Below are 12,537 nucleotides of genomic sequence, written 5' to 3'. Positions count from 1 at the left end.
AGATGTGTATAAGAGACAGACCTCATTTCTTCTTCTTCGCCGCTTCCGCCAGCGACTTCTCACGCACGGCCTTGAACTCGCTGCCTTCCTTCCACGCCGGCCAGATGTCGCTGTTCGCGAGCTTGTCGCCGAGCGCGTAGAACGCCTTCACGTTCTGCATCACGCCGTCGAAGTTCCAGCGCATGTCGTAGACGTCGGTCGGCTGGTGGTAGCGGTTCTTGCCATAGTCTTCTTCCGCCGCCTTGCCCGCGGCCTTGCCGCCGGCGACCATGTCGATGCCGCCGCCCGCCGAAAGCGCCGGTACGCCGGCCTTGGCGAAATTGAAGTGGTCGGAGCGGAAGTAGTGGCCCTTCTCGGGCGCCGCGTCGCCGCTGACCACGCGATTGTCCGCCTTCAGTACCTCGGCAAGGAGATCCTCGAGGTCGTTCTGGCCCTGGCCGGCGACCGCCATGTCATGCGTGGCGCCGCCGATGGGCAAGGCGTCCATGTTGATGTCGGCCACGGTCTTGGCGAGCGGGAACGGCGGGTGGGCCACGTAGTACTTCGAGCCCAGCAGGCCCGATTCCTCCATCGTCACGGCGGCGAACACCACCGAGCGCTTCGGCTTCTCCTGGGCGAACTTGCCGGCGATTTCAAGCATCGCGGCGATGCCGGTGCCGTTGTCGATCGCGCCGTTGTAGATCTGGTGGCCCTTCAAGGAGGGATCGTGGCCCAGGTGATCCCAGTGAGCCGTGTAGACGACGGCTTCGTCCGGCTTCTCCGTACCCTTGACCATGCCGATCACGTTGTTGCTGAGCGAATGGGTGATCGTGCTCTGCAGGTGGATCGAAGCCTTCGCGTCGAGCGGCACCGCCTTGAAGCCGCGCACGTCGGCCTGCTTCGCCAGTTCGTCGAAGTTCTTGCCGGCCTTGGCAAACAGGCGAACGGCGGCATCGCGGGTGAGCCAGCCGGCGACTGGAAGCCGCGGCGCCGGGTCTTCGCTTTCAGGCAGATCGAGGCGCGGCGTGGTCCAGCCGCTGCGGACCACGTTCCAGCCGTAACCGGCCGGCTCCGTCTGGTGCACGATGAACGCCGCGGACGCACCCTTCCGGGCGGCTTCCTCGTACTTATAGGTCCAGCGGCCGTAGTAGGTCATCTCCCGGCCCTTGAAGAGCTTCGCGTCGTTGCCGTTCCAGCCCGGATCGTTGACCAGGATCACCACGGTCTTGCCCTTGACGTCGATGCCGTCGAAGTCGTTCCATCCGGCATCCGGGGCATCCACGCCATAGCCGACGAAGACGATGTCGGAGTCCTTGACCTCCACATCCGCCTTGGCCTGCAGGGTGCCGGCGACCATGTCCGTGCCGAAGGCGAAGCGCTCGTTCCCGCCGCCCTCGGCGACGTCCAGCGTCAGCGAGTCCTGGCCATTCAGGGCCGTGGAAACGGAAGGCACCGTCTGGATCCACTCACCCTTGTTGCCCGGTTCCAGTCCGGCCTGCTTGAACTGTTCGATGATGTAATTCGTCGTCAGCCGTTCCCCGAGCGTGCCCGGCTTGCGACCGTCGTATTCATCGGACGAGAGCACCCGCAGGTGCGCGGCGAAGTCGGCTCCGGTGATGTCGGGGGTGAAGTCATGGTGTTCGTTGGCTACCGCGGGCATGGGCGGGGGCGGGGCCGTGGTGGGGCCGGCTGGCGCGGCCGGCGGAGCGGCAGCGGTCTTGTCTTCGTCGTGGGACTGGCAGGCCGCCAGGGTGAGGGCGGTCAGGCAGGCAAGAGCGAGGCGTCGCATCGGCGGAGCTTTCCCTTCGTGGCTGGTAACCGCCCGAGTGTAGCCTCAGTGGCGGTGGCGGGTACGGCCCGGGCCCCGAAAGCACGAACTTCGCCAAAGTGGACCCGTGCTTTCGGCGCTGGCTATGCAAATTCGGCAAATTCACAAAGTGCTGGCATTTGATCCCATACACCGGTTAGTTATAGGCGTCGCCGGAGCGGCCTATTAGGGAGATTCTGGCGCGGGGTCAGGAAGCGAGGGGATTCCTGCAGGAATCACGCGCGTGCGTGAGCGGCATCTGGGGAAGTGAGCACTGGGAGGTAATCGCATGAGCCGCCTTGCCGATACACAGGGACTGGAAGACTACGATCTGGTGAAGCTGGGCGCCGTGCTCGGCGTCTGCGAAGTCGACCTGCTGACGCTGAGTCCCGCGCGTCCTCGCGCTGCGATAAGCGCGCGCGTCCACGAAAGCGTCACCTATCTTTCCGCGCACATCGATTTCGACGTGCGCGGCTCGCTGACGGTCCCCGAAGACTCCTGCATGCTCGTCTATGTGCACGAGACGGGTGAACGCAGCTGGTGCCAGGGCATCGGCATCGAATCCGACATGGCGGTCACCTTATTGCGTGGCACGCCCAGCGACTTCATGTTCGAACGCGGTACGCGTTTCACGCTCGTGGTGGCACCGTATGCGCGATTCCGTTCCCGCTTCCTCGCTTCCGACCATGCCGATGTCGACATGGCCGCTCAGAGGCTACGGTTGTTCTCGGTACGTTCTGAGCACCTGAAGCGCGCTTACAGGCAGATTTCGGCAAATGTGCGCGATTCCGGCGAGCATACGATGGGTCCGATCGAAGACCTGCTGGACGAACACATCCGCGTAGCCCTCGCTTCTTCGTCCGAAGAGCGGCCGGTGGCCTCGCGCGGACGGCGCGCGCACTACCAGGTCGTGCGCCGTGCCGAGCGCTTCATGCGCGCGAACCTGCGCAGGGATATCTATTCGCAGGAGCTGTGCCAGGCGGCCGGCGCGAGCGAACGCGGGCTGCGCTACGCGTTCGACGATCTCCTCGGCATTCCGCCCAACCGGTATCTCGCCATGTTGCGTCTGTGCACGGCGCATCGCAGCCTCGTTACCGCAGAAGCCGGGCGGCGTTCGGTCAAGTCGGTGGCGCTCAGCTGCGGCATGTGGGACCTCTCGCGCTTCGCGGAAAAGTACAGGAGTGTCTTCGGCGAACAACCCCGCGAGACGCTTACGCGCAATGCGCCGTCGGAAGACCTGACGCCCGCCGACGAGTACTACGACTGGTGATCCGCGACCGCAGAGTTGCCTTGGTTCGACGGGAGAGGTATTGGTAAGGATCGCCAAGCCGCCCCGATATGCCGAAACGACTCAATATCAGGCTCATTGCCCCCTCCGGTTACGTCGAAGACCGGGTCGCCTGCCATAGGGGGATCGAACGACTGCAGGCCGCTGGGCACAAGGTGGAAGGCTCGGACGTGCTGGACCGCGTGATGCTGCGTTTCGCAGGCAGTGACGACGAGCGCGCAGGGGACATCAATCGCTTGAGCGATCCCGCTGTGCCCCTGCCCGACATGGTCATGGCTACCTGTGGCGGTTACGGCGCCATTCCCTTGCTCGACCGGCTCGATTACGAGGGCCTGGCTGCGCGTTTCGCCGACGACTCGTGCGTCCTGGTAGGCCACGGCGACTTCACCGCCATCCAATGCGCCCTGTATGCGCGAGGCGGAATCGGGTCTCTGCACGGGCCCATGCTCGTGCAGGATTTCGGCGCCGGCTACCTCCGTGAAAACACCTGGCGGCACTTCTGGCAGACGGTGACGTCGCCGCGCACGGAAGTGAACTGGGTCTGCGGCGACGACCAGCGCGACCTGATGGTGGAAGGCACGTTGTGGGGCGGCAACCTTTCCGCGCTGTGCAGTCTTGCCGGTACCCGGTACCTGCCGGCGGTCGAGGGCGGCATCCTCTACGTCGAGGAAACCGGCGAACAGGCCTGGCGTATCGAACGCATGCTGTTCGAACTGAAGCTGGCGGGCGTACTGGACACGCAGCGGGCCGTTCTCATCGGCGGGCTGGGTGGCCAACGGATCAGCGAGTATGACAACGGCTACGACATCGAGCACGCATTGCAGCGGTTCGGCCGTGCCTGTGGCCTTCCGGTCCTGCGCGGTCTTATCTTCGGGCATGGGCCGGACAAGTGGACGCTGCCGTTCGGGGCGCATGCCGTCCTGTCCGTCGTGAACGGCTTGGGGAACCTGGTTGCGTCGGGTTACCACTATGCGGCTCCCTCCAACGGCGGACCCGCCGCCACCGCCTAAGGCCGTTCATCTGCCAGCCAGCTACTGAGCGCATATCCCGGTAGCCTTGCGCCGCATTCTCCACCTTCGGCCATCCCCATGATCGACCCCCTGCATACGCCGCACGATCGTGCGGCGATTCCGCTTGCGCCAGCGCTGGATCCGTCGCTCGCCGATGCCCATATGCCGACGCGCCTGCCGCTGCTCAGCAAACGGGTGCTGCGCATCGGCCTCCTGGCCATCGGCCTGGGCCTGGTGGTCGGCTGCGTCGCGCGCCTGCTCACGATGCTGATCGGGCTGGTGACAAACCTCGCGTTTCACCAGACGTGGAGCACGGACCTGACGTCCCCCGCAGGCCATCACCTCGGTGCCTGGGTGATCGTGGTGCCTGCCATCGGTGGCCTCATCGTCGGCGGCATGGCTCGCTGGGGCTCCCGCGCGATTCGCGGCCACGGCATCCCCGAGGCGATGGAGCAGGTGCTTACGAACGAAAGTCGCATTCCCGCGCGGATGACCTGGCTCAAGCCGGTGTCGTCAGCGGTTGCGATCGGCACCGGCGGCCCCTTCGGCGCGGAGGGTCCGATCATCGCCACGGGCGGCGCGCTCGGTTCGCTCCTCGGCCAGCGCCTGCCGGTGAACGAAAACGAGCGCAAGACCCTGCTGGCCGCAGGCGCGGCGGCGGGCATGGCCGCGGTGTTCAGCGCGCCGGTCTCCGCCGTGCTGCTGGCCATCGAACTCCTGCTGTTCGAGCGCCGCGCTCGCTCGCTGCTTCCCGTCGCGCTTGCCGCCGTCACGGGCACGGGGGTGCGCTTCGCGCTCGACGGCCCGGGGCCGGTCTTTCCCATGCCGGCACTCGCCGCGGTGGCGCCGCAGGCACTCGTCGTCTACGGCTTGCTCGGCCTGCTCATGGGCGTGGCCGGCGTATTGATCACGCGGCTGACCTACGGCATCGAGGACGCTTTCGAGAAGCTGCCCATTCACTGGATGTGGTGGCCCGCGCTCGGCGGGCTCGTCGTCGGTGCGGTGGGCTACGTCATGCCTGCCACGCTGGGGGTCGGTTACGACAACATCACCAACGTCATCTCCGGAAGCCTCGGCCTCGCGGGGATGGCGCTGCTCGCGCTGGCCAAACTGGTCTCATGGTCGGTGGCCCTGGGCAGCGGCACCTCGGGTGGCACGCTGGCGCCGCTGTTCACCGTCGGCGGCGCGCTGGGCGGGGTCTGCGGCGTGCTGCTGTCGGCATGGCCGCCCCTGCACGTGGATCCGCACATGGCGGCACTGATTGGCATGGCGGCGCTGTTCGCCGGCGCCTCGCGCGCGCTCATGACCTCGGCGGTGTTCGTCTTCGAAACGACGATGCAACCGCACGCGCTGCTGCCGCTGCTGGCCGCCTGCACGACGGCCTACATCGTTTCGGGGCTGATGATGCGGCACACGATCATGACCGAAAAGATCGCACGCCGGGGCGTGCACGTGCCGACCGACTTCGTGGCCGAGCACGAACTGCATCGCCCCGGATTGCCCGGGGCGTAAGCATCAGGTCAGTGCGGGGACCTGGGTGGCGCCGATCACGCCGATGAAGACGATCGACAGCATCCAGAAACGTGCCGGGTCGCGCCACACGCAGACGCCCAGGCAGACCACGCCGAGCACGCAGGACACGATGCCGGCGGCGGTGAGGCCGAGCGCGATGAGCGAGGGATCGCTGCCGCCGGAGGCGATCAGCATGGGACGGAAGATCGCATACCAGGCTAGGACAAGGCAGGCACCGCCGACGATGCCGAGCAGCCAGTTGGCCGGGTGGTTCTTCGGCAGCATGTTGATGCCGAGGAAGATGGAAAGTACGACGACAGCGAAAACGACGAGCAACAACGCCATGCATTAACCCCTTTGTCGTGGCCTGCGGTCCCCACCGCGAAAGCCGTCACCCCAAGGATGGCCCATTGTTCCCCTCAGGTCATGCTGCGCCGCGCAAGCGGGGTTTCGTCGGCGCATATCCCGTTTCGTCGGAATCGCCGCCGGATGCGGCGATCCGCAGCGTATGCTCCACGGCGTTTCCAGGGTGGAGTGCGCGAGATGGCAAGCCTGATGTTCCTCGGACGTATCGTGGTGGCGTGGGTCGCGGCATGGTGCGTGCTGCTCGTCGTATGGTCGGCGATCGGCTTCAACCGGGGCGAACTGCCGTGGATCTTCACGCTGGCCTGGTTCGTCGGGCTCCTGGTGGCGCTCGGCCGCGGCGTCACCCATCTCTATCGCGTGCGGGTCATCGCCGGGCGAATCGACGGCGAGACCGTCTCCAACCGCCAGCGCCGCCGCGTGGAAGTGCCGTACCCGGCCGACGAGGCCTTCGCCATCGCGGAAGAAGTGGTGCGCGAACTGCCGAACGTACAGGAGGTTGCCAGCGCACGCGGCGGCCTGCAGTTACGCGCCTCGATCCGGGTTCCGCTAAGCGGGCAGCTGCCGCGCCGCGGCCGCTTCCCATGGCCGAACACGTTCGATCGCCCGACCAAGGTCTTCGCCACGGTCACGCCGGGCGACGGCTCCAGCAGCGTCATGTTCGTGTGCGAGCCGGACAGCGGCGCATGGACCGACTGGTTCAATCCCGACGGCGGCAGCTCGCTGGAATACGTCGAAACCCTGGTCCGGGCCATGACCCAGCGCCTCGCTGAACGGCGCAACCGCGAGCGCGCCGACGCACGCCAGACGAAGATGGAGAAGGAGCTCACCGCGGCGCAACTCGGTCTGCTGCAGGCCCAGGTGGAGCCGCATTTCCTCTACAACACGTTGGCCAGCGCCCAGGAACTGGTACGCACCGACCCCGCCCGCGCCGACCGCATGCTCGGCCACCTCATCGATTACCTGCGCCGCTCGCTGCCGCGCACCGACGGTTCGCTCTCCACGCTGGGCGAGGAACTGGAGCGCTCCATGGCGTGGCTGGAGATCATGCGTCTGCGCATGGGCGACCGGCTCACGGTGCAGACCGACGTGCCCGAAAACGCACTGAAGGTGCCGATGCCGTCGATGATGCTGCAGACCCTGGTGGAGAACGCGATCAAGCACGGGCTGGAGCCAAAACCCGGCGGCGGTGGCATCTGGATCCGCGCGGGAGTGGACGGTTCCGGCCTGTCGCTCACGGTGGCCGACGACGGGCTGGGCTTCCGCAGCGACGGCGCCGGCACCGGCATCGGCCTGAAGAACCTGCGCGAGCGCCTGCGCCTGATGTACGGCACCACCGCCACGTTCTCCATCGGCAACAACTTTCCCCATGGCGTCGCCGCGACGATCACGTTGCCGGTGACGGGAGTGGCTGATCATGCGTAATACGCCTTGCTGCATCGTCGCCGAGGACGAGAAGCTGCTCGCCGCGGCCCTGCAACGCGAACTGGCCATCGCCTGGCCGGAACTCGAGGTCGCGGAAGTGGCCGAAGACGGCGGCGCGGCGCTCGACGCCATCGCCACGCATCGTCCTGACATCGCCTTCCTCGACATCCGAATGCCAGGCCTCACCGGCCTGGAAGTGGCCGCCGCGGCGACGGAAGCGAGCCCGCGTACGCTGGTGGTCTTTATTACGGCCTACGACCAGTACGCCATCGACGCGTTCGAACGCGGCGCCGTGGATTACCTGCTGAAACCCGTGACGCCGGACCGTCTCGCCCAGACGGTCGCGCGCCTGCGCACCCGGCTGGCCGACGCGGCGCGGCACGCCAGCCGCACCGCGCAGGTCGCACGCGACCTCGGCGAGCGCATCGAGGGCACGTCCGACGAGCCACTGACCTGGATCACGGCAAGCACGGGCAGGGCGACGCGGTTGATCCTCGTGGAAGACGTGATCTATTTCCGCGCGGACAACAAATACACCGTGGTGGCGACGGCCGAGGGCGACGCCTTGCTCACCCGTCCCATCCGCGACCTGCTTCGCCAGCTGGACCCGAGGACGTTCCGCCAGATCCACCGCTCGACCATCGTCAACCTGCGCCAGGTGGCCTCGGTCGAGCGCGACGACACCGGCAAGGGCTGCCTGCGCCTGCGCGGCCGCCCCGAAACCCTGGCCGTCAGCCAGCCCTTCATGACCCTGTTCCGGGCCATGTGACGAGGACGGAAACCATGCGCATCTTCCTTGCCATCATCTACTGCTTCATGAATCTTGCCGGCTGCACCGACGCGCAAAACCGGACCCTCGTCGCCAGATCGCAGGAGAACGGCGTCACCACCCTGGAAAGCCGCACCGAGGTGCGCATGGGGCGAGCCCGCTTCGCCTGCGCAGCAAGCACGGGAGGGCAGTGCTACTACACGGTGTTCGATGGGGCGAAGGCGGTACGGAAGTTTTCCCTGTCAGTGTCCGAGGAGCGTCTGCTGGACGGGTTGCCACCCGGGTTCACGCTATGCGTCACGTCCCGGGATGAGAACGTGACGGCAAACTGCGAACACGGCTGACCGTCGTTCCTGCAAAAGCAGGAACCCGGCGACTTTCGTGCGAGGTGGCGCAAAGTCGCTGGGCCCCTGCCTTCGCAGGGGTGACGCAACCTCGACGCGGAGCTATCGCGGCACCACCGTGAAGGTGATTTTCGACGGATGTGCCGCATCGTGGTGCACCACGTTGTGCGCGATCACGCCCTTCGCTTCGTCGTAGTTGTTTCCGCCGGTGTTGAGGTTGCGGTCGAAGCGTGGGAAGTTGCTGCTCGACACCGCCACGCGCAGCTTGTGGCCCGGGAAGAAGAAGTTGCTGGTGTCGATCGGCTGGAAGGTCACCTTGTACACCTCGCCGTCCTTCATCCACACCGGCGGCTTGTCGTAGCCCTCGCGGTAGCGCATGCGCTGGATATTCTCGGTGAGGTTGAAGGCGCGGCCATCCGGGTACACGTCCATCACCTTGAAGGTGAAGTCGGTGTCCTTCGCGTCCGAGGAGACATACAGCGTGACCGTGATTGGGCCGCTCACCTCGGTGCCCTCCTTGAACGGTTCCGAGTCGTACACGAGGATGTCGTTGCGGGCGAGCTGGGTGTTCTGGTCGAACGAGCCGAACTTCACCGCCGTGCCCTGGCAGCAGCCACCGCCACCGAGCGTGGTGACCGGGTTCATCGGATCGTAGAGGAAGCTGTCGGGGTGATCGGCGCTGTCGGCCGCCGCGACCAGCTTGCCGTCGCCGTACAGCGTATTGGCCTTGCCGCCGCTGCTGAAGTAAAGATCACGTGTGGTCGAGCCGGCCGGTGGCCAGGTGGGCGAATTGCGCCACTTGTTCTCACCCATCACGTAGTACATGACCTTGGGCTGCTTGTCGACGACGGGGCTGTCCACACCCTTCAGGAACTTGTCGAACCAGCCGTAGACCAGGCCGTCGTAGTCGAAGCGGGCATCGCCCACGTCGAGATCGCCGATCACCGTATGCTCGGTGGCGCGCGTATAGGCGCAATGGAGCACCGGCGCGATCACGGCGTACTGTTCATCGGCGATCTTCTTTGGCGCCGTGGCGCGCACGTGGTTGTAGGCGGCCAGGTTCGGCGACACCGACACGTCGAACCAGCTCATGAACCACAGGCCCGGCCGGTTGATCTTCATGTTGTCGTGCCACAGGCCGCCCTTGTACCAGGCGGCGCTGTTCGGCGTGCGCGCGATCATGTTGCCACCGGTGGGCACGTCCATGGCGTCGGCGAAGATGCCCTTCGGGCCGCCGGCCGCCTTCATGATGTCCTTCTCGGGCAGGGTCCAGAACAGCTTGTCCCAGTCGGGCTGGGGCGGCTGCGAGTCCAGGTCGAACATCTTCGAGGCCTGGATGAGGTCGGCCTGCGACAGGTTGGACGGGAACATCGGGCGCAACTGGTTCTGTTCCTTGTACAGCCAGTCGATGAAAAGCATCTGCACGGCGCCGCCGCGATACCAGTTGCCCTGCTCGTAATACGGGCCGACGCGGCCCACGCCCGCACCGAAACCCTGCACGTTGAAAGTGGCCAGGCCGGGTTCGTCCTGGGCGACGACGGCCATCTGCCATTCGGCGGTGGACGAGCAACCGGTGGTGCCGACCTTGCCACTTGACCAGGGCTGCGACGTGATCCAGCGCACGGCATCCACGCCGTCCGACAAGGGCGCGCCGAGGATCTCGTAGTTGCCTTCGGAGAAGTAATGTCCGCGCTCGTTCATCTCGACGAAGGCGTAGCCGCGCTTCACGGCCTCCAGCTCGTGGCTCATGTCGCGCGGTGCACCGAGCTTCACGTCCCAGAAATTGAAGTTGTACGGCGTGCGCACGAAGATCGCAGGTACCTTGCCGCTCGCGTTTTTCGGCCGGTAGACGTCGGCCGCCATGCGCTTGCCGTCGCGCATCTTCACCATCACCTTGCGGTCGACGACGGCAATGTCCTCCAGCTGCTTCTCGATGTCGTTGCGCTTGGCGATCGTCGCCAGCTGCTCGCGCGTGAGGTTCGTCTGCTGCGCCGCGACGGGGGCGGCGACGAGGGCCAGGCAGAACGACGTGACGCCGACCGACAAGGCGGTCCTGACGTGGTGGAGGGCAGGGCGCTTGGGTCGCATGAGTCAGACCTGTTTTCAGGGACGGTTCATCGAGTTTGGCAAACTGTCCGCGTCAGGTAAATGCATGACTTCTGGCAGGGTAGCCGTCCAAACACGTGCAAGAGTCGGGTCGCGCGCAGCCGCTAAGATGCATGGCATCGCACAGGGGGCCATGCATGGCATCGACCGAAGTCTTCAAATTCATTCTCGTCCTGCTCGTGGCGATTCTCGCGCTCGAGCTGATTGCCCGCCGCCTTCGCCTGCCCTCCGCTGCCGCGCTGCTTGCCGGAGGTATCGGTATCGCTTTCCTGCCGGGCGTGCCCGAGGTGAGCTTCGACCCCGAGCTGGTGCTCACCGTCTTCCTGCCGCCCCTGCTGATGGACGGTGCCTTCTATACGGTGTGGTCGGAATTCCGGAAATACCTGGGCGGCATCCTGTGGCTGGCCGTGGGTGCGGTGGTGTTCACCACCTTCGCCGTGGGCGTCACGGTGCACTGGGTGCTGCCCTCGCTGCCATGGGCCGCCTGCTTCGCGCTGGGTGCCGTCGTGTCGCCTCCCGACGCCGTCGCGGCCAAGGCGGTGCTCGACAAGGTGCGGCTCCCGCGCCGCCTGATGGTCCTGCTCGAGGGAGAGAGCCTGCTCAACGACGCGACCGGCCTGGTGTTGTTCCGCTTCGCCGTGGCGGCGGCCCTCACCGGCGCCTTCAGCATGCAAGACGCCTTGCTTAGCTTCGTCGGCCTCAGCGTCGGCGGTATCGCCGTGGGCCTCGTGGTGGGCGGTCTGCTGGTCTTCGCACTGCGCCGCATCGACCATGTATTCCTCACCATCACGGCCGCCTGCCTGTCGCCCTGGGCGGCGTATATCGGTGGGGAGTCGGTACATGTCTCCGGCGTCATCTCCGTGGTGACCTGCGGCATCATCTTCGGGTGGTACCAGCACGACGTGTTCACCGCCAACGTGCGCATACGCAGCACGGCGTTCTGGCAGGTGCTGATCTTCCTGCTCGAGGCGCTGGTGTTCATTCTCATCGGCTTCTCGCTGCGCGGCGTGGTGGAGAGGCTGGGTGGCGTGGGCGAGGCCCTTGCGACGCTGGGCCTGCCCATCCTCGCGGTGCTCGGTGCCGTGATCGTCTCCCGTTTCGTATGGATATACGCGACCGACTACCTGCGCGTGCCGCTTGGCCGCATGGTGGGGCGCCATCCATTGCCCGCGTCGCCCAAGGCGTCGTTCCTGCTCAGCTGGGCGGGCATGCGCGGGGTGGTGACGCTCGCCATCGCGCTCTCATTGCCGGAAGCGATGCCGGGACGCGACCTGACCCTCGCCGCGGCCTTTGCGGTGATCCTGGTAACGGTGGTCATCCAGGGAAGCACGGTCGGCGCGGTCATCCGCTGGCTGGGACTGGAGGGCGAGCGGCATGTCGATACGAGCTACCTCAGCGAGGCCGAGGCCTCGCTGCTCGTCGAGGGCGCGCAACTGGAAGCGGTGAAGGCAAAGGCGTACGACGGGGAGGGCAGGCTGGTCCATCCGCGCCTGCTGGAACAGTACACGTACCGGGTATCGATCCTGGAACGCTACAACAAGAGCCCGGAAGCGTTCGCCGGCGGGCGCGAGGCGCATTACGACGTGGTGCTGGCTGCGATCGCTGCCGGCCGCGCGGAACTGCTACGCCTGCACCGTTCGGGACGCATCCACGACGAAGTGCTGCACTACCTCGAGCGCGACCTCGATCTGCAGCAGATCGAGGCGGAGAATGACCGGCAGAGTTCGGGCGCTTGACGCCACGCACATAAAAAAGCGCCACCGTTCGGTACGGCGGCGAGGGGATATTGCAATGAGGATCCGTCCCTGGACCGGTTTTTCTTGTGATTAGGTAAAGAAGGAGCAACACCGGAGGAGTGGGGGGGGGGGGGGGGGGGGGGGGGGGGGGGGGGGGGGGGGGGGGGCGGGGGGGGGGGGGGGGGGGGGGGGGGGGGG

Annotated in this window: 10 protein-coding genes; 7 read left to right on the top strand and 3 right to left on the bottom strand. The window is 66.2% G+C overall.

The window, feature by feature from the left end; genetic code table 11:
- Positions 1-22: 22 nt before the first annotated feature.
- A complete protein-coding gene (locus ACR9ZH_RS17785) occupies positions 23-1,768 on the bottom strand; it encodes a M28 family metallopeptidase (RefSeq protein ID WP_481292095.1) in 1,746 nt (581 codons plus the stop codon).
- A 307-nt stretch (positions 1,769-2,075) separates the two neighbouring features.
- Here ACR9ZH_RS17785 and ACR9ZH_RS17780 point away from each other — a divergent pair, with 307 nt between their 5' ends.
- The 3 genes from ACR9ZH_RS17780 to ACR9ZH_RS17770 all read left to right on the top strand — a co-directional run bounded on the left by ACR9ZH_RS17780 (position 2,076) and on the right by ACR9ZH_RS17770 (position 5,596).
- Positions 2,076-3,056: a helix-turn-helix domain-containing protein gene (locus ACR9ZH_RS17780; protein ID WP_481292094.1), complete on the top strand. Its 981-nt coding sequence runs from the start codon at positions 2,076-2,078 to the stop codon at positions 3,054-3,056.
- A 68-nt stretch (positions 3,057-3,124) separates the two neighbouring features.
- Positions 3,125-4,084: an LD-carboxypeptidase gene (locus ACR9ZH_RS17775; protein ID WP_481292093.1), complete on the top strand. Its 960-nt coding sequence runs from the start codon at positions 3,125-3,127 to the stop codon at positions 4,082-4,084.
- A 78-nt stretch (positions 4,085-4,162) separates the two neighbouring features.
- Entirely contained in the window at positions 4,163-5,596 is a 1,434-nt protein-coding gene (locus ACR9ZH_RS17770; RefSeq protein ID WP_481292092.1) for a chloride channel protein, read from the top strand.
- 3 nt (positions 5,597-5,599) lie between these two features.
- Here ACR9ZH_RS17770 and ACR9ZH_RS17765 read toward each other — a convergent pair whose 3' ends face one another.
- Complete coding sequence (locus ACR9ZH_RS17765) at positions 5,600-5,941, bottom strand: hypothetical protein (protein ID WP_481292091.1); 342 nt, start codon at positions 5,939-5,941, stop codon at positions 5,600-5,602.
- A gap of 198 nt (positions 5,942-6,139) precedes the next feature.
- On the opposite strand from ACR9ZH_RS17765, the gene ACR9ZH_RS17760 reads away from it, so the two are divergent.
- From ACR9ZH_RS17760 to ACR9ZH_RS17750, 3 genes are read left to right on the top strand one after another with little or no spacing between them, the layout of a single operon-like run.
- On the top strand, positions 6,140-7,384 hold the full coding sequence (locus ACR9ZH_RS17760; protein WP_481292090.1) for a histidine kinase: 1,245 nt from the start codon (positions 6,140-6,142) through the stop codon (positions 7,382-7,384).
- Positions 7,377-8,153, top strand: coding sequence for a LytR/AlgR family response regulator transcription factor (locus ACR9ZH_RS17755; RefSeq protein WP_481292089.1), 777 nt, complete (start codon positions 7,377-7,379; stop codon positions 8,151-8,153). The genes ACR9ZH_RS17760 and ACR9ZH_RS17755 overlap by 8 nt, the downstream gene beginning before the upstream one ends.
- Positions 8,154-8,167: 14 nt before the next feature.
- Positions 8,168-8,497 (top strand): hypothetical protein, encoded by a 330-nt coding sequence (locus ACR9ZH_RS17750; RefSeq protein ID WP_481292088.1) that lies wholly within the window; start codon positions 8,168-8,170, stop codon positions 8,495-8,497.
- A 102-nt stretch (positions 8,498-8,599) separates the two neighbouring features.
- On the opposite strand, the gene ACR9ZH_RS17745 is transcribed toward ACR9ZH_RS17750, so the two are convergent.
- A complete protein-coding gene (locus ACR9ZH_RS17745; protein ID WP_481292087.1) occupies positions 8,600-10,585 on the bottom strand; it encodes a CocE/NonD family hydrolase in 1,986 nt (661 codons plus the stop codon).
- 155 nt (positions 10,586-10,740) lie between these two features.
- On the opposite strand from ACR9ZH_RS17745, the gene ACR9ZH_RS17740 reads away from it, so the two are divergent.
- Positions 10,741-12,339 (top strand): Na+/H+ antiporter, encoded by a 1,599-nt coding sequence (locus ACR9ZH_RS17740; protein ID WP_481292086.1) that lies wholly within the window; start codon positions 10,741-10,743, stop codon positions 12,337-12,339.
- Positions 12,340-12,537 lie beyond the last annotated feature (198 nt).

It is taken from the genome of Luteibacter sp. SVR4-7G, assembly GCF_056755555.1.
Note: the sequence above shows the minus strand (reverse complement) of the source record. Positions and strands in the feature narration are given on the sequence as shown.

Excerpts from the sequence above, each read along its gene's own strand:
- ACR9ZH_RS17785 (WP_481292095.1), bottom strand. The coding sequence starts at position 1,768 with ATGCGACGCCTCGCTCTTGCCTGCCTGACCGCCCTCACCCTGGCGGCC.
- ACR9ZH_RS17780 (WP_481292094.1), top strand. The coding sequence starts at position 2,076 with ATGAGCCGCCTTGCCGATACACAGGGACTGGAAGACTACGATCTGGTG.
- ACR9ZH_RS17775 (WP_481292093.1), top strand. The coding sequence starts at position 3,125 with ATGCCGAAACGACTCAATATCAGGCTCATTGCCCCCTCCGGTTACGTC.
- ACR9ZH_RS17770 (WP_481292092.1), top strand. The coding sequence starts at position 4,163 with ATGATCGACCCCCTGCATACGCCGCACGATCGTGCGGCGATTCCGCTT.
- ACR9ZH_RS17765 (WP_481292091.1), bottom strand. The coding sequence starts at position 5,941 with ATGGCGTTGTTGCTCGTCGTTTTCGCTGTCGTCGTACTTTCCATCTTC.
- ACR9ZH_RS17760 (WP_481292090.1), top strand. The coding sequence starts at position 6,140 with ATGGCAAGCCTGATGTTCCTCGGACGTATCGTGGTGGCGTGGGTCGCG.
- ACR9ZH_RS17755 (WP_481292089.1), top strand. The coding sequence starts at position 7,377 with ATGCGTAATACGCCTTGCTGCATCGTCGCCGAGGACGAGAAGCTGCTC.
- ACR9ZH_RS17750 (WP_481292088.1), top strand. The coding sequence starts at position 8,168 with ATGCGCATCTTCCTTGCCATCATCTACTGCTTCATGAATCTTGCCGGC.
- ACR9ZH_RS17745 (WP_481292087.1), bottom strand. The coding sequence starts at position 10,585 with ATGCGACCCAAGCGCCCTGCCCTCCACCACGTCAGGACCGCCTTGTCG.
- ACR9ZH_RS17740 (WP_481292086.1), top strand. The coding sequence starts at position 10,741 with ATGGCATCGACCGAAGTCTTCAAATTCATTCTCGTCCTGCTCGTGGCG.